This is a genomic window from Amycolatopsis sp. CA-126428, from assembly GCF_002904335.1.
In the GTDB taxonomy this organism is placed as follows: domain Bacteria; phylum Actinomycetota; class Actinomycetes; order Mycobacteriales; family Pseudonocardiaceae; genus Amycolatopsis.
Map to the genome: position 1 here is coordinate 244,057 of NZ_PPHF01000155.1, position 15,437 is coordinate 259,493.

Annotated in this window: 14 protein-coding genes; 7 read left to right on the forward strand and 7 right to left on the reverse strand. The window is 70.2% G+C overall.

Annotated elements, in window-relative coordinates:
• Positions 1 to 6: 6 nt before the first annotated feature.
• A complete protein-coding gene (locus C2L58_RS39705) occupies positions 7 to 795 on the reverse strand; it encodes an alpha/beta fold hydrolase (protein ID WP_103342751.1) in 789 nt (262 codons plus the stop codon).
• A 94-nt stretch (positions 796 to 889) separates the two neighbouring features.
• Between C2L58_RS39705 and C2L58_RS39710 the strand changes: the two genes are divergently transcribed.
• A complete protein-coding gene (locus tag C2L58_RS39710; RefSeq protein WP_103342752.1) occupies positions 890 to 1,312 on the forward strand; it encodes a MarR family winged helix-turn-helix transcriptional regulator in 423 nt (140 codons plus the stop codon).
• A 125-nt stretch (positions 1,313 to 1,437) separates the two neighbouring features.
• Here C2L58_RS39710 and C2L58_RS39715 read toward each other — a convergent pair whose 3' ends face one another.
• Positions 1,438 to 2,265, reverse strand: coding sequence for an SAM-dependent methyltransferase (locus tag C2L58_RS39715; protein ID WP_103342753.1), 828 nt, complete (start codon positions 2,263 to 2,265; stop codon positions 1,438 to 1,440).
• A 161-nt stretch (positions 2,266 to 2,426) separates the two neighbouring features.
• Here C2L58_RS39715 and C2L58_RS39720 point away from each other — a divergent pair, with 161 nt between their 5' ends.
• The 5 genes from C2L58_RS39720 (at position 2,427) to C2L58_RS39740 (ending at position 8,927) form a co-directional block, all read left to right on the forward strand.
• On the forward strand, positions 2,427 to 3,758 hold the full coding sequence (locus C2L58_RS39720; protein ID WP_103342754.1) for a cytochrome P450: 1,332 nt from the start codon (positions 2,427 to 2,429) through the stop codon (positions 3,756 to 3,758).
• Positions 3,759 to 3,897: 139 nt separating this feature from the next.
• Positions 3,898 to 4,929 (forward strand): alpha/beta hydrolase, encoded by a 1,032-nt coding sequence (locus C2L58_RS39725; protein ID WP_233226193.1) that lies wholly within the window; start codon positions 3,898 to 3,900, stop codon positions 4,927 to 4,929.
• 285 nt (positions 4,930 to 5,214) lie between these two features.
• Positions 5,215 to 6,663 carry a non-reducing end alpha-L-arabinofuranosidase family hydrolase gene (locus tag C2L58_RS39730; RefSeq protein WP_103342756.1) on the forward strand — a complete coding sequence of 483 codons (1,449 nt, stop codon included), beginning with the start codon at positions 5,215 to 5,217 and terminating at the stop codon, positions 6,661 to 6,663.
• A 364-nt stretch (positions 6,664 to 7,027) separates the two neighbouring features.
• Complete coding sequence (locus C2L58_RS39735) at positions 7,028 to 8,023, forward strand: YVTN family beta-propeller repeat protein (RefSeq protein WP_103342757.1); 996 nt, start codon at positions 7,028 to 7,030, stop codon at positions 8,021 to 8,023.
• Positions 8,024 to 8,090: 67 nt separating this feature from the next.
• Entirely contained in the window at positions 8,091 to 8,927 is an 837-nt protein-coding gene (locus tag C2L58_RS39740) for a leishmanolysin-related zinc metalloendopeptidase (protein WP_103342758.1), read from the forward strand.
• 51 nt (positions 8,928 to 8,978) lie between these two features.
• On the opposite strand, the gene C2L58_RS39745 is transcribed toward C2L58_RS39740, so the two are convergent.
• The 4 genes from C2L58_RS39745 to C2L58_RS39760 all read right to left on the reverse strand — a co-directional run bounded on the left by C2L58_RS39745 (position 8,979) and on the right by C2L58_RS39760 (position 14,331).
• On the reverse strand, positions 8,979 to 9,380 hold the full coding sequence (locus C2L58_RS39745) for a DUF6294 family protein (RefSeq protein WP_146073762.1): 402 nt from the start codon (positions 9,378 to 9,380) through the stop codon (positions 8,979 to 8,981).
• A 70-nt stretch (positions 9,381 to 9,450) separates the two neighbouring features.
• Positions 9,451 to 11,283, reverse strand: a complete 1,833-nt coding sequence (locus C2L58_RS39750) for a RiPP maturation radical SAM C-methyltransferase (RefSeq protein ID WP_103342760.1) — start codon at positions 11,281 to 11,283, stop codon at positions 9,451 to 9,453.
• Entirely contained in the window at positions 11,280 to 11,540 is a 261-nt protein-coding gene (locus C2L58_RS39755) for a hypothetical protein (RefSeq protein WP_146073763.1), read from the reverse strand. The genes C2L58_RS39750 and C2L58_RS39755 overlap by 4 nt, the downstream gene beginning before the upstream one ends.
• A 19-nt stretch (positions 11,541 to 11,559) precedes the next feature.
• Positions 11,560 to 14,331, reverse strand: a complete 2,772-nt coding sequence (locus C2L58_RS39760; protein ID WP_103342762.1) for an AfsR/SARP family transcriptional regulator — start codon at positions 14,329 to 14,331, stop codon at positions 11,560 to 11,562.
• A gap of 135 nt (positions 14,332 to 14,466) precedes the next feature.
• Between C2L58_RS39760 and C2L58_RS39765 the strand changes: the two genes are divergently transcribed.
• Positions 14,467 to 15,021, forward strand: a complete 555-nt coding sequence (locus C2L58_RS39765) for an RNA polymerase sigma factor (protein ID WP_103342763.1) — start codon at positions 14,467 to 14,469, stop codon at positions 15,019 to 15,021.
• A gap of 124 nt (positions 15,022 to 15,145) precedes the next feature.
• Here C2L58_RS39765 and C2L58_RS39770 read toward each other — a convergent pair.
• On the reverse strand, positions 15,146 to 15,437 hold a 292-nt coding region (locus C2L58_RS39770), incomplete at its 5' end, for a 3-deoxy-7-phosphoheptulonate synthase (RefSeq protein WP_146073764.1).

A 15,437-nucleotide genomic window follows, 5' to 3' on the forward strand; every position in this document is an offset into this window, starting at 1 on the left:
CTGGTGTCAGTTGCCGAGGTCGAGCAGGGCGCCGAGCAGTTCCTCGGGCGTCTCGACCTGCGGCAGGTGGCCGGTGCGGGGGAGGCGGGTGAACGTCGACAGCGGGATGGCGTCGGCGAAGGCCTTCCCGTACCCGGGTCCGGCGATGCCGTCGCTTTCGCCCCAGATGACGTGCACGGGGAGGTCGAGTTCGCCGAGCCGCTTGGCGAGCGTCGGGTCGGCCATGGCCGGGCCGGTGTAGCCGATCAGGGCCTGCACGTCCGGGCTCGGCCCGGTGCCCCCGCCCGCCGGCGGCACCGGAGCCTTGCCCGGGTCGTGAAAGGACAGTGCCCGGATCTCCGCGAGGGACATGGTGCTGATGTCGGTCAGCGGGTGGCCTTCGACTTCGATGCCGATCCCGTCGACGATCACCGCGCCGCTGACCCGCGGGCTCTTCAGGAGGGCGATCTCGGCGGCCAGCCAGCCGCCGAAGGAGTTGCCGACCACCGTGACGTCGGTGAGGTCGAGCTGGTCCAGCAGCCCGACGTACAGCCGGGCCAGTTCGGTCACGCCGGTCAGGCTTTCGGCTTTCGGGGTGCCGGCGAAGCCCGGGTGGGTGGGCAGCAGCACCCGCGAGTGGGTGCGCTCGGCGAGCAGGTCGGCGAAACCGGCCATCGTCGCGACACCGCCGCCGCCGTGCAGCAGCAGGAAGGGCCGGGTGCGGTCACGGTCCTGGAGGGTGACCTCGGCGGCGCCGACGGTGCGGGTTTCGGTGCGGGTGGGCCGGAGTGACCCGGCTGCGGGGAGAGTCGTCATCGTTCCTTCTCGGTCGCGGAGGCTCGTACCTAAGGAACCTTATATAAGGTTCCTTAGATAAGCAACCTGACTTCGATGAGTTAGGGTGAGCGGCATGAAGTACCGCCCCGGCGACGTCTCCCTGGCCGTCAAGCGCCTGCAGTACCGCCACCACCGGGCACTGAGCCGGGTCCTGGCGCCGCTGGGGCTTTCGCTCGTGCAGTGGGACACCCTGCGCCACCTGCACCGCCGCCCGGACGCTTCGCTGCACGAGCTGGCGGTGCTGACCTTCCAGACCGACCAGTCCTTCGGTTCACTGGCGACCCGGATGGCCGAGCGCGGGCTCATCGAACGCGTCCCCGGTCCGGGCCGCGCGGTCCGGCACCGGCTCACACCGGAAGGCGCGCGGCTGCGCGCCGAGGGACAGGACCTCGTCGACGGTGTCGCCGAGTCGTCGTTCCGCGACCTGTCACAGGTCGAACTCGACCAGCTGGGCGAGCTGCTGGATCGAGCCTTGGGCCCGGACCCGACCGCGTAGCCCGCGGTCGTCGGCGACCTCGCCCGGCACTAAGAAATGTATAACGTCATATACGGCGTGGGTGGTCTCGGTGAAATTCACGACCGAGAACCACGGATCAAAAGCGCTTCGACCGCGCCGGGCGGTCAGCCGGTGACCTTGCGGGCCACCCCGCCGTAGAGCTGCGTGTTGGTGTACGGATCATTCGACACGTCACCCGGGCCGCCCGGCCGCCACAGCGCGCAGCCGACCAGGCCGGGTTCGATCAGCTGGAAGTCGCCGAACATCGACTCGACTTCGCGGTAGGTGCGGGTGGTGGCCTGGTCGTGGCCGCTGGCCTGGTTGAACGTGCCCACGAGGCGGTTCATCCGGTTGCCTTCCTGGTCGCTGACCATGTGCGAGATCGCCAGGTAGCTGCCGGCCGGGAGGCGGCGGCGGTACTCGGCGAGCAGCCGGTGCGGCTCGACGGCGTCCGGGATCCAGTGCAGCATCGCCACCATCAGCAGGCCGATCGGTTCGCCGAAGTCGAGCCGGCGCAGTTCCGGGTCGGCGAAGATCCCGTCCGGGGCGGTGAAGTCCCCGTGCGCGATCGTGGCGTTTTCGCTGGTGCGCAGCAGCATCTTGCTGTGCGCGACGGCGATGGGGTCGCGGTCGACGTAGACCACGCGGCACCGCGGGTCGAGCTCGCCGGCGATCTGGTGGACGTTGCCGACCGTGGGGATGCCCGAGCCGATGTCGAGGAATTGCCGGATGCCCAGGTCCATCAGCGTGCGGACGACCCGGCCGAGGAACGCGCGGTTGAGCCGGGCGACGTCGCGGATGCCGGGCATGACCTTTTCGGCCTGCTCGGCGGCCTCGCGGTCGGCCTGGAAATTGTGCGCGCCGCCCAGGAGATAGTCGTAGGTGCGGGAACTGCTGGGTTTCGTCGTGTCGATACCCGGAGGAACCCATTCCTCTTGCTGGTGTTGTGTCATCGCGTCCCACCTCGCTCGCCTTCGAACGAAGAACATACTCACTCCGGCGGCGGACCCGATTACGCCATCGGTGTGACGTCAATTCAGCCGATGGGTGCTGTCGCGTGCGGCCGATCGGGCCTAGGGTGGCAAGCCTCCTTCCGGACAGCCAAGGAGAGGAAATGGACGGCCCGATCGCGCCAGGCCGCCGGATCCTGCTGGGGCACACGTCGTCGCTGTTGCGGCAGCGGGTCGGGTTCACGTCTTCGTTGCGGGCGCACGGCGATATCGTGCGGCTCTTCCTCGGTCCGTTGGAGACGTATTTCCTGACGAGTCCGGAGTTGGTCAATCACGTTCTCGTCGCGCAGGGGACCAGCTTCTCGAAAGGAATCATCTTCGATCGTTTCCGGCCGTTCATGGGAAACGGGCTGGTCATGTCGGAAGGAGCGTTCCACCTGCGGCAGCGGCGGTTGATGCAGCCGGCGTTCCACGGGGCCCGGCTCGCCGGGTACGCGGACACGATGGTGCGGGCCACCGGGGAATTGACCGGTACCTGGCGGGCGGGGGAGGTGCGCAGGCTGGACGCGGACCTGCAGCGGCTGGCCGTCACCGTCGTGGGGGAGACGCTCTTCGCCACCGAACTGGGGCGGCGGGCCGTCGCGGAGGCCCACCGGTCGATCCCGGTGGTGTTGAAGGCGGGGATGATCCGGGCGCTGTCGCCGCGGTTCCTCGAACACGTTCCGGTGATTCCCGCCAACCGGCGGTTCGACCGGGCCGTCGACCGGCTCCGGCGGGTCGTGCAGGAGGTCATCACCGGGTGGCGGGCCACGGGGGAGGACCGGGGTGATCTGCTGTCCATGCTGATGCTGGCCCGGGATCCCGGGACCGGTGCGGGGATGACCGACGACCAGGTCTACGACGAGGTGATCACGTTGCTGACGGCGGGCAGTGAGACGAGCGCCGTCGCGCTGACGTGGCTGTTCCACGAGCTGGCCCGGCACCCGGAGGTCGAGCGGCGGGCGCGGGCCGAGGTGGACGAGGTGCTGGCCGGGCGCGCGGCCACTTTCGATGACGTCGCGAGGCTGGCGTACCTGCGCCGGATCGTCAGTGAGGTCCTGCGGATGTACCCGATCTGGATCCTCATGCGGCGGGCCCTGCGGGACGTCGAACTCGGCGGGGTGCGGCTGCCCGCCGGTACGGAGGTCATGTTCAGTCCGTTTTCGCTGCATTTCGATCCGCGGTTCCACGAAGATCCGGATCGGTTCGATCCCGATCGGTGGTTGCCCGAGCGGGCGGCGCGCATTCCGAAGGGTGCGTATGTGCCGTTCGGGGCGGGTGGCCGGCAATGCATCGGGCAGGCTTTCGCGGACACGGAGATCACTTTGGTCGCGGCTTCGGTGCTGGCCGGGTGGGAGTTGTTCCCGGTACCGGGGGTGCCGGTGCGGTTGACGGTGACTTCGGCCGCGTATCCCGACCGGATGCCGATGACCGTGGTCCCGCGGCGGGTGGCCTGAGCGGCACCGGAAATCGATCGACCCGGTTTTCTTGATCGACCTCGGTTCTTGATCGGCTCTGTTTCTTGATCACTTTTCAAGTTTGCTCGGTACTGTTCTCTTTCGGAGGTAGTTTTTCGTGTTCGGATTCCGTGGTGGGATGAAGCGCGCCGCCGGTCGTCGCCGGCGGGCCACTGTGCTCGTGCTGGTGGCACTCGGCTTCCTGCTGGTGCCCGTGTCGGCCAGGGCGGAGGGCGCGAGCTGCCGGGAGTTGTACTTCCCGGTGACGCTCGTGGCGCTTCCGCAGACGATGCACGGCACCTTGTGCGTGCCGTCCGGTGGCGCGGGTACGGTGCAGGTGCTGATTCCCGGCGGTACGTACAACAGTTCCTACTGGGACATCGGGTACCAGCCGGAGCTCCGGTCCTACCGGCTGGCGATGAACAACGCCGGGTACGCCACGCTGGCGCTCGACCGGCTCGGTACCGGGCGCAGCACCACGCCGCCGAGCGCGGTGCTGACGACGATCACCGAAGCGGCGGTGGTGCACCAGGTGATCCAGGCGGTCCGGTCGGGTGCGCAGGGGCCGCGCTTCGGCAAGGTGATCCTGGCGGGACATTCGTTCGGTTCCGGGACCGCGAGCATCGAAGCGGCCACGTTCCACGACGTCGACGCCGTGCTCGTCACCGGGCTGGCCCACCGGTTGAACCTCACCGGGACGGCGGCGGTCTTCGCGTCCACTTACCCGGCCTTGCTCGATCCGCGCTTCGTCGCCGGCGGCTACGACCCCGGTTACCTGACCACGCTGCCGGGCACGCGGTACTCGATCTTCCACACACCGGGCCCGAAGGTGGACGGCGCGATCGCGTTCGACGAGGCGACGAAGGACACTTCGGCGTACGAGCAGGCGGCCGACCTGTTCCCGATCGGGATCATCGCGCCGTACTCGCTGCTGATCGACCGGCCGGTGATGATCGTGCTGGGGCAGGACTCGGTCTTCTGCGGGCTGCTGGCCACCAACTGCTCGTCCGCGGTCGCGATCAAGACGTCCGAGACGCCGTACTACGCGGCCGGGGTGGATCTGACGACGTATGCGCTGCCGGGGTACGGGCACGCGATCAACTACGCGCCCAACGCGCCCGACTACTTCCGGGCGGTCGTCGACTGGGCGAACCGGAAGGTTGGCCGCTGAGGTAGGCGCGTCACCGGGTGCGGGGGTCTCGAAAGTTTCGAATTCCCGCGCCCGTGTAAATTTCACGGATCGATTGTCCTTTGTGGACCTGTAGCAAGGCTTTGAGGAGGCAAAGCGCGCCGGCCCGGCGTCGGGTGCGCCGGGCCGCACGTGCGTGGATTGACAATTCCGCTTCGGGAAGTCCAGGCTGGCGCCACGCATGTTAGCGATAACAGTTGTCGTCTTGCTCATGCGCGTACCGATCTGGCCGTCCAACGGCGGGTAGCTGACCGGGAGAAGGTCGTCATGAACAGAAGAAGTTTCAGTCGCGGGAGCCGGCACTTGATCGCCGTGCTCGCCGCCGCCGCGACAGTCGCGGTGACGGCGTTGTTCGGGGCCGGTGCGGCCCAGGCCGACGTCACCGGCGCCCTGCGCGGCGTCGGGTCGGGTCGCTGCCTGGACGTCCAGAACGCCAGTCAGACCGACGGCACCGGCGTGCAGATCTACGACTGCTCGGGCGGAGCCGGCCAGCAGTGGACGTCGACGGCCAGTGGCCAGCTGACGGTGTTCGGCAAGTGCCTGGACGTGGCCGGCAGCGGCACCACCGCCGGCACCAAGGTGCAGATCTGGACCTGTCACGGCGGGGCCAACCAGCAGTGGCGGGTGAACGCCGACGGCTCGGTGGTCGGCGTGCAGTCCGGGCTCTGCCTGGACGTCACCGGCGCCGGGACGGCCAACGGCACCGCGGTGGCGCTCTGGACCTGCCACGGCGGCACCAACCAGCAGTGGACGGGCCTGTCGGGCACACCGACGACCACGACCACCACGACGACCGGGGGGAACACCGGCTGCACCCTGCCGTCGTCCTACCACTGGACGTCGTCCGGTGCGCTGGCGCAGCCGAAGAACGGGTGGCTCTCGCTCAAGGACTTCACCAACGTCGTCTACAACGGCAAGCACCTGGTCTACGGCTCGACGGTCAACTCGTCCGGGTCCTACGGCTCGATGGCGTTCAGCCCCTTCACCAACTGGTCCGACATGGCCTCGGCCGGGCAGAACGGGATGAACTCCGGCACCGTCGCCCCGACGCTGTTCTACTTCGCGCCGAAGAACATCTGGGTGCTGGCGTACCAATGGGGTGCCTGGCCGTTCATCTACCGCACGTCGAGCGACCCCACCAACCCCAACGGGTGGTCCTCGCCGCAGCCGCTGTTCACGGGCAGCATCTCCGGCTCCGGCACCGGCCCGATCGACCAGACCCTGATCGCCGACGGCTCGAACATGTACCTGTTTTTCGCCGGTGACAACGGCAAGATCTACCGGGCCAGCATGCCGATCGGGAACTTCCCGGGCAGCTTCGGGTCGTCGTACACGACGGTCATGAGCGACTCGCAGGCCAACCTGTTCGAGGCGGTCGAGGTCTACAAGGTCCAGGGCCAGAACCAGTACCTGATGATCGTCGAGGCGATGGGCTCGGGCGGCCGTTACTTCCGCTCGTTCACCTCGAGCAGCCTCGGCGGCTCGTGGACCCCGCAGGCGGCCAGCGAGAGCAACCCGTTCGCGGGCAAGGCCAACAGCGGGGCGACGTGGACGAACGACATCAGCCACGGCGACCTGGTCCGCACCAACCCCGACCAGACGAAGACGATCGACCCCTGCAACCTCCAGTTGCTCTACCAGGGCAAGGACCCGTCCGCGGGCGGCGACTACAACCGGCTCCCGTGGCGGCCGGGCTTGCTGACGCTGCGGCGTTGATCGCCTGAACGACTGTTGGAGAAGAGGAGCCCCGGCCGCTGGACGGCCGGGGCTCCTCTTCGTCGCGGGCCCGTTTCGCCCGGAATTCACCGGGAATTGCGCTGCCTTTTGGTGACACCCGGACGGGTTGAAAAGGTTTATGGGGGGAATCCGCGTGGTTGGCGGCCGTGTTCACTCGTCAAGGCGATCATGATCTTGCTCCGGTGGCAGCTTCGCCGAGCCGTCGGTTAGCGTGATCCCGGCCCGGGAAACGGCGCGCCACAAGCGCTTCGCCGACCGGCTTCCCCGAAGGCGTCCGATCAGCGGATCCGAAGAGCCTTCATTTTCGACCCAGGCAGGGTTGGCTGCTGAACCGGAGAAGAAGATGTCATTCGGCAATGACGCGACGACGATTCCGCGCCCGCGGCGGCCCCGCACCGGGCGCGCCGGCGGGGTACTGGCGGTGCTGCTCCTGGCCCTCGCTTCGGCCTGCCCGGCCGCGCACGCCTACCCCGCCCGGGTGCAGGTGTTCGTGGCGAACAGCGGTTCCGACAACGTCACCGTGTACGACACCCGGATGCAGGAGGTGGTCGCCACCGTCCGGGTCGGCCGGTCGCCGGTGGGCGTGGGCGCGGCACCCGGCGGGGACCGGGTCTACGTCACCAACGAGCTCTCCGACACCGTTTCGGTGATCGACGCCCGCACCTACTCCACCGTGGCCACGGTTCCGGTGGGCCTGCACCCGTTCGGCGTCGCGGTCGCCGGCTCCCACGCCTACGTGACGAACTTCGGGGCGGACACCGTTTCGGTGATCGACACCGCCACGAACAAGGTCGTGCGGCAGATCCCGGTGGGCCGGTTCCCGCACAGCCCCGCCGCCAGCCCGGACGGCCGCCGGGTGTACGTGACCAACAACGGCGCGGCCACCGTGTCGGTCATCGACGCCGGGTCCGACCAGGTCGTGGCCACCCTGCCGGTGGGCCGCTTCCCGGCCGGCATCGCGACCAGCCCGGCGGGCGACCGCGTCTACGTGGCGGCGACCGGCGCGAACAGCGTCGACGCCATCAGCGCGAGCGGGCCGACGCTGATGACGACGCAGCCGGTCGGCCAGGTGCCGATGGGGGTCGCGGTCACCCCGCGCGGTCAGGTCTACGTCGCCAACGCCGGCTCCGACACGGTGTCCCTGCTGGGCCGCAACCCCCCGACGGCGATCCCGGTCCAGGACGAGCCCGAAGGCGTGGCGGCGGCGCCCGACACGAGCTACGTCTTCGTCACGAACTCGGCTTCGGGTTCGATGTCGGTGATCGACATCGCGACGAACACGGTCATCGCGACCGTGCCCGTCGGCAGCGAACCGGAGGGCCTCGCCGTGACGTCCTGACCCCGGTGTATTTGCCCGGCACTTTCCGGCTCTGACCGGCACAGCTGTCACAGCGGAAGGAAGAACCATGCCGGATTCGCAGAGCTACCACGCCCGGGCCGACGCCGAACGCGCCCGGTTGCTGACGGGCACCACGTCGCCGTTCACCATCACCGTCCGGTTCGCCGGCGGGCTGACCCAGGCGCAGCAGGACGCCTTCGCCGCGGCCGCCGACCGGTGGGCGACGGTGATCGTCGGCGACCTGCCGGATGTCGTGCTCGACGGGGAGCCGATCGACGATGTGCTGATCGTCGCGAAGGGCGCCGACATCGACGGGGTCGGGCACGTCCTCGGGCAGGCGCACATCACCCACGTGCGGCCGGCGGGCCCCGAACCGTGGGCGCTGCTGCCGGTCCGGGGCGAGATGACCTTCGACCGGGCCGACCTGGCCAAGATGGAGGCCACGGGCATCCTCGGGGACGTCATCACCCACGAAATGGGCCACGTCCTCGGCATCGGCTCGCTCTGGGGCGCCAAGGGGCTGCTGGTCGGCAGGGGCACCAGCGATCCGGCGTTCACCGGGCCGGCGGCGATGGCCGAGTACCACAAGCTGCGCGGCTCCGGTGACCTGCTGCGGGTGCCGGTGGAGGACACCGGCGGGCCGGGGACCCGGGACGTGCACTGGCGGGAGCGCACCTTCGGCAACGAGCTGATGACCGGTTTCGTCGGCCACGCCCCGAATCCGCTCAGCCGGATCACCGCCGCTTCCCTCGGCGACCTCGGCTACCAGGTCGACGTCGACGCGGCGGACTCCTACGACCTGCCCGCCGCCGAGCCGGGGCTGACGGCCGCGGGGGTGGCGGTGCACGCCCTGGCGGTCACGCCGGCCCCGGTCGAGCTGCCCCGGCAGACCGTGCGCGCCTGATCGTCCGAGATCGTGGCCGGTTCCGCCACCGCGGAACCGGCCACCCGTGCGTCAACAGCTCGAATGCATCTTCAGGTGGGCGATGTCGTCCCACAGGGCGGTGTCGAAGGTCGCCCAGGCGCGGAACCGGTAGCGTTCGGCGCTGCTCGGCATCTTCTGCACGAACTTGCGCCAGTCCCCGCCGATGGGGTGTTCGGTGGCGAGCGAGCCCAGGATCGCCTGGCCGGCGTCGACCAGGTCGACGTTCCAGATGGACCAGACGGCGCCGTCGACCGTGCTGGTCACGGTGGCGTCGAAGGTGGCGGTCCCGTCGGGGGACAGGGTCCACTTGGCCCCCTCGAGCATCGTGCAGTTCCCCATCCTGATCGGCCCCCAGCGGAATTCCCACGGCGTCCAGCCGGTGAGCCGTCTCGCTGAGGCGTTCGCCGCCTGCATGATGACCGACGGGTCCATGTCGGGTGCCTTTCCGCTCGGCTCGCTCCTACCGCCGGACAGAGGCGCGGCGGGCGGCGCTTGATACGGGTCACCGACCGGGTGTCGCGGGCAGGGCGAGGGAGAGGGCGAGGTTCCCGTCGAGGAACATCAGCCCGCGTTCGCCGAACCGCCGGAACGCGGCTTCGACCGCGGGAACTCCCACGGCGAGGCCAAGTTCGCGGTGCACGGCCGCGGCGGTGCGGGGCCGGTCCACACAGGCGAGGTAGAGGTCGGCGAGCGTGTCGCGGAAGGTGTGGGTGCCGTGGCCGCCCGGATGGCGGCCGTCGTAGATCTGCAGGAAACCCGGCGCGCACCGGTACACCAGCACCGGCGCCGGATCCGCCTGCCAGGCCGCCGACCACGCCGAAACCGCGTCCCGCAGCGGTGTGTAGACCTCGGACGGCAGCTCGTCCTCGGGTTCGTACCCGAAGAAGTAGGCGACCCGGCGGACGTCCACGGTGGCCGGGTAGACGTGCCGGTAGCTGGCCTCGGGATCCCGGGACCGCAGCGGGAACCGGTCCGGCCGCGAGAACAACGGGCTGAACCGCTCCAGCCACAACCGCGCCGCGCCGGCCGGCGGCTGGAGGTGGACCAGGTGCGGGACGACCGCCGCCTGTTCGGCGTACGCCTCGGCCGGTTCGCCCGGGAACCCCCAGAGGATGTTCCAGGCGACGGCGATGCCGTAGTACCGCGCCCAGCGCAGGAGGTTGACGTTCTGCGCGGCCCGGACCCCCTTGTCCATCAGCCCGAGCACCTCGGAGCTCAGCGACTCCAGGCCCGGCTGCAGCTGGGTGACGCCGGCCTGGGCGAGCAGCTTCAGCTGGGCGCGGGACAGGTTGGCCTTGACCTCGTAGAAGAGCTGGTACTCGCGGCCGGCCTCGGCCAGCGCCGGCACCAGCGTCTTGAGGTAGGCCGCCTCCATGATGTTGTCGACCGCGTCGAACCGGAAGGTCCGGTACCGCCGCGCCTGCGCGTCCATCTCACCGAGCACCCGGGACGGCGACTTGGCGCGGAACCGCATGGTGGTGCCGTTGAGCCCGCAGAACGTGCAGTGGTGCTTGGCGCCCCACCAGCACCCGCGGGCCGACTCGAACGGCAGGGCGACGTGGCCGGTCGGCAGCCCCAGCCGCGCCGCCCGCTCGAAGTACTCGTCGTAGTCCGGGACCGGCAGGTCGTCGAGCCGCTCGTGCGGCGCCTCGGCGGGAGTCGCGACGACTTCGCCGCCCACCCGCCGGGCGACGCCGGGGATCCCTCCCGGGTCCGTGCCGTTCGCCAGCGCATCCAGCAGGCGCGGGAACGCGACGTCCCCTTCGCCGAGCACGGCGAAGTCGATGCAGGCGACCGACCGGACCAGCTCCAGGCCCATCTCACCTTCGAAGTTGGCCCCGCCGAACACGGTGACGACGCCGGGATCGCGGTCCTTGAGCCGGCGGGCCAGCGCGAACGACGCCACGTTCTGCTGGAACGTGCAGCTGAAGCAGACGACCCGGGCCCCGGCGAGCTCGTCGGCGGCGGCGTCGAGGAAAGCGGGCACGTCGCGGTCCCGGAGGGCCGCCAGCCAGTCCTGCGCCGGGTCGGTGGCGTCGTCGAAGGAGGACAGTTCGTCGCCGAACTCGGCGAGCAGTTTTCCGTCGGGGTCCGGTGCGTCAGCACCGAACGCTTCGACGGAGAAGAGCCAGTCACCGAGCTGCCGGCCACAGTGGTCGGCCAGCCGCTGGTACCGGTCGGCCCCGATCCGCACGGCGAAATCCAGGTTCAGGTGCAGGGTGCGCACTCCGAAGCCGTGCTGTTCCCCGATCGCCTTGAGCAGGCCGAGCTGGATGGACGGCCGGTCGGCGTCGAGGAACGGCATCGAGACGAGAACGGCGGGCGGCGGGGTCATGACAGCTTGATGAAGCCCCGTAGAACCTGGGGCCTCAGGTTTACCTCGCGGTGCGCCAAATCCGCAAGCAGCGAACCTTGTTCCGGCGTGAAGCTACCGCTGAACCCGCTCATGAGCTTCCCTTCGTCTTCGACCGCAAGCCAAGCGAAGACGAGGATGGCGCGCAGCAGCTGCTGTTGGTCTGCGGTCATCGATTCCTTCGCGCTATTGAGTGCATCGTGGAAATTGTCGATGTCCGTCGAGCTGAATTCGATCATGGTTATGCTCCAATTCAGACTATCCATTGGGTACTTCGGCCAGCCTCTTCAGCACTTCGTCCGCGTCCGGATGGGCGAGGTGCGCGAGGATGTCGTGGGCTTGGCGCCATCCGGCCCGGGCGGACTCGAGGTCGCCCAGTTCGCGGTGGAGGTTCGCCAGTTCGATGCGCAGCCGTGCCTCGGTCATCAGGCTTCCCCTGCCGTGCACGAGTTCCAGCGCCGTCTCGTAGCAAGCGATCGCCCGGGTGTGGTCGCCGAGCTGCTGGTGCGCGTAGCCGATGCTGTGCCAGGTCTGGGTCGCGCCCATCTGGTCGCCGAGCTCCACCTGCAGGTCGAGCGCCTGCTGGCAGTGCTCGATGGCCGAGGCGTGCTTGCCGAGCAGGGTGTGGAACCAGCCGACGGCGTTGAGCGCCGTCGCCTCACCGGCCCGGTGTTCGGCCGCGCGGAACCACTCCAAGGCGCGTTCCGCGTGCACCAGCGCGCTCGTGGCGTCCCCTTGCCGGTCGAGCAGCCAGGCGGACTGGCGGTGGGCGTAGGCCTGGCCGACCACGTCACCGCTGGCCGCATACAGAGCGAGCGCGGCCTGGACGTCGTTGGCGGCTTCGGCGTCCCTCCCGAACCGTCCGTGCGTGCCGCCCAGGTGCAGGTGCGCGAAGGCCTGCTTGCGTTCGTCGCCGAGGCGGCGCGCGGCGGCCAGGGCCGCGGTGAGCGCCTCTATCTCGTCCTGCCAATACCCGCGTCGCAGCAGGAACCGCTGCATCGACCAGGCGAGCTCCCAGACGCGGGCGTCGAACTCGGTGTCCGCGTGGACGAGCTGGAGCAGCACCCGGTGCTCGGCCTCGAACCACGCCAGCGCCCGCCGGTGCTCGGTGATCCGTTCCGGCTCGGCTCCCTCGGGCAGCGGGGTCAGCTCGGGCGGCACTTCGAGCCGGGGGTCGAGGAACCCGTCGGCGAGGTAGGCGGTGTGGGCGTAGTGGCCGAGCATGCGGTGGACGGCCGCCGCGCGCCCGGCGGGGGACTCTTCCGCGTGCGCCAGCTCCGCGGCGTAGGCGCGCAGCAGGTCGTGCAGGGTGTACCGGCCGGGAACGGGCTCGGCGATCAGGTGCGCGTGCGCCAGCTCGGTCAGCAGCGCCCGGGTCCGGCCCGTGGGCAGGCCGGCCAGGCTCGCCACCGCGCGGGTGCCGATGTCCGGGCCGGGGTGCACGCCGAAGAGCCGGAACAGCCGGGCCGCCGCGGGATCCAGCCGCAGGTACGACCAGGAGAACACCGCCCGGGGGTCGGTGGCCGGGTCGGCGTCGGCGAACTCGTCCAGGCCGCGGGCGTCCCGCAGCTGCCCGGCCAGCACGGCCAGCCCGAACCCCGGGTGGATCGCGGCGCGGGCCGCCACCACGGCGAGGGCCAGCGGCAGGTGGGCGCAGAGGGCGATGATCTCGTCGGCCGCGGCGGGCTCGGCCGCGATCCGGTCCGGGCCGATCCGCCGGCGGAGCACCGCACGCGCCTCCGCGGTGTCCAGGAGGTCGACGCCGATCGGGTGCGCGCCAGCCGTGACCAGACCGGTGAGCTGGTCGCGGCTGGTCACGAGCACCACGCTGCCCGGCGCACCGGGCAGCAGCGGGCGCACCTGCCCGGCGTCCCCGGCGTTGTCCAGCACGACCAGGACACGCCGGTTCGCCAAGAGCGTCCGGTACAGGCCGACCTGCGCGTCCGGGGAACGGGGGATCCGGTCGTCCGGAACGGCCAGCGCTTCGAGGAAGCCGCGCACCGCGTCGGCCGGGGGCACCGGCGACCCGGTCGGATCGAAGCCGCGCAGGTTGACGTACAGCTGACCGTCGGGGAACTCGCCGGCCACCGCGTGCGCCCAGTGCAGCGCCAGCGCGGTCTTGCCGACTCCGGCGGTCCCCGACAGGACCACGATCCGCGGCGCGGGAGACCGCTCGCTCTTGATCTCGTCGAGACGGCGCAACGCCCGCTCGCGGCCCGCGAACCCCGGCGTGTCCGGAGGCAGCTGCGCGGGGGTGGCGGCGGGCGCGGTGCGCGGACCCGGCGGCAGCTCGCCCCGCAGCAGCTCACCGTGCAGCGCCCGCAGCTCGGAGCCGGGATCGGTGCCGAGCGCGTCGGCGAGCCGGTTCCGGACGGCGGCGTAGCGTTCGACGGCCTCCGCGTCGCGCCCCACGGCGTGCAGGGCGCGCATGAGCAACACTTCGAGCGGTTCCGCGAGCGGGTACTCCGCCGCCAGCTCGGGCAGCGCGCCGATGACCGCGCCGGGCCGGTCGAGCCGCAGTTCCAGCTCGCCCCAGCTCACGGCCGCGTCGAGCCGGCGCCGGTGCCAGGTCGTGCGGACCCGCTCGGGCCAGTCGCCGTGCAGGCCCGCCAGCGGCGCACCCCGCCAGCCGCGCAGTGCCTCGGCCAGCGCCGCGGCGCGGTCGGTGTCGGTCGCGCTCAGGTCGTTCCCCTGCTCGACCAGGTGGGCGAATCGGTGCAGATCGACGACGTCCGGATCGATTTCCAGCACGTAACCCGCGGTTTTCCGGGTGACCCCGGCGGGGATACCGGTCAGCTCCGTCACCCGGTTGAGCAGCTGCCGTATTCGGCTGAGGTGGGAATACACCGCATTGCGGGCTTCGTCCGGTGGGTTTTCGCCCCAAACCCGGTCGATGAGCGTTTCGATCGGAACCGGGCGGCGGGCATCGACCGCCAATGCCGCGAGAACAACCTGCTGACGTGGGGTTCCGACGTCGAGCGGCTGTCCGCCGACGCGTAGCTGCACCTCCCCGAAAAGCAGAAATTCCATGCGGCGGACTCCCCGTGCTCGACACGTCCGAACCGGCCACGTCGATGCTGCCCGCACCGCAAGGTCTCGGCAAGGTCGGCGAACAGGGCGTGGCGGAATCGTGAACACGGGAACAGCCGAGTCCGAGGAGGGACCATGCGGGACGAGTCGCCGGCCCGATTGCTGGAAAATGCGGCCCAAGGTGCGGAATGGGCGTGGCGGGACCTGGTCGCCCGCTATTCTTCGTTGATCCACGCGGTGTGCCGGCAACACCGGATCGGCGGCGCGGACGTCCAGGACGTCAGCGGCGCGGTGTGGCTGCAACTGGTGGCCCACCTGGCGCAGATCCGCGAACCGGACGCCCTGCCCGGCTGGCTGCGCACCACCACCCGGAACGAATGCCTGCGCCTGCTGCGCCACCAGAACCGGCAGATCCCCACCGAGAGCACGACGTTCGCCGATTCGGCCACCCCGGCGCCCGACGCCACGCTGATCGGAGCCGAACGCCTGTTCGCCGCCCGTCGGGCGTGCGCCCAGCTGTCCCGGCAGGACCGTGAGCTGCTCGCGTTGCTGTTCGGCGACCCGCCGAAGTCCTACCGGGAAATCAGCGCGACGCTGGGAATCCCGATCGGCTCGATCGGCCCGTCGAGGGCCCGGTGCTTGGCCAGGGTGCGCAGCACGCCGGCGATCGCGGCGCTGCTGGCCGGGTAACGGCAGGATTTCGAGGGGCACACTTCCCGGAGGAAGCAGGCCGCCGCTTGATACACCTCACCGGAATGCGCTCCCGATGTCACGGCGGCTTTCCGCCGGCGGTTTCGTTTCCCGGATGAGGATGTCAGCTGCGCAGCATCTCGGCCACCAGGAACGCGAGCTCGAGGGATTGCTGGGTGTTCAGCCGCGGGTCGCACGCGGTTTCGTAACGACCGGCGAGGTCGACGTCGGAGATGGCCTGGGCACCGCCGAGGCATTCCGTGACGTCTTCGCCCGTGATCTCGAGGTGGATACCGCCCGGATGGGTGCCCAGCGCACGGTGGACTTCGAAGAAGCCCTGGACTTCGTCGACGATCCGGTCGAAGTGGCGGGTCTTGTAGCCGGTGGAGGACTCGTGGGTGTTGCCGTGCATCGGG

Excerpts from the sequence above, each read along its gene's own strand:
- C2L58_RS39705 (WP_103342751.1), bottom strand. The coding sequence starts at position 795 with ATGACGACTCTCCCCGCAGCCGGGTCACTCCGGCCCACCCGCACCGAA.
- C2L58_RS39765 (WP_103342763.1), top strand. The coding sequence starts at position 14,467 with ATGCGGGACGAGTCGCCGGCCCGATTGCTGGAAAATGCGGCCCAAGGT.
- C2L58_RS39735 (WP_103342757.1), top strand. The coding sequence starts at position 7,028 with ATGTCATTCGGCAATGACGCGACGACGATTCCGCGCCCGCGGCGGCCC.
- C2L58_RS39745 (WP_146073762.1), bottom strand. The coding sequence starts at position 9,380 with ATGGACCCGTCGGTCATCATGCAGGCGGCGAACGCCTCAGCGAGACGG.
- C2L58_RS39730 (WP_103342756.1), top strand. The coding sequence starts at position 5,215 with ATGAACAGAAGAAGTTTCAGTCGCGGGAGCCGGCACTTGATCGCCGTG.
- C2L58_RS39755 (WP_146073763.1), bottom strand. The coding sequence starts at position 11,540 with ATGATCGAATTCAGCTCGACGGACATCGACAATTTCCACGATGCACTC.
- C2L58_RS39750 (WP_103342760.1), bottom strand. The coding sequence starts at position 11,283 with ATGACCCCGCCGCCCGCCGTTCTCGTCTCGATGCCGTTCCTCGACGCC.
- C2L58_RS39715 (WP_103342753.1), bottom strand. The coding sequence starts at position 2,265 with ATGACACAACACCAGCAAGAGGAATGGGTTCCTCCGGGTATCGACACG.
- C2L58_RS39725 (WP_233226193.1), top strand. The coding sequence starts at position 3,898 with ATGAAGCGCGCCGCCGGTCGTCGCCGGCGGGCCACTGTGCTCGTGCTG.
- C2L58_RS39740 (WP_103342758.1), top strand. The coding sequence starts at position 8,091 with ATGCCGGATTCGCAGAGCTACCACGCCCGGGCCGACGCCGAACGCGCC.
- C2L58_RS39720 (WP_103342754.1), top strand. The coding sequence starts at position 2,427 with ATGGACGGCCCGATCGCGCCAGGCCGCCGGATCCTGCTGGGGCACACG.
- C2L58_RS39710 (WP_103342752.1), top strand. The coding sequence starts at position 890 with ATGAAGTACCGCCCCGGCGACGTCTCCCTGGCCGTCAAGCGCCTGCAG.
- C2L58_RS39760 (WP_103342762.1), bottom strand. The coding sequence starts at position 14,331 with ATGGAATTTCTGCTTTTCGGGGAGGTGCAGCTACGCGTCGGCGGACAG.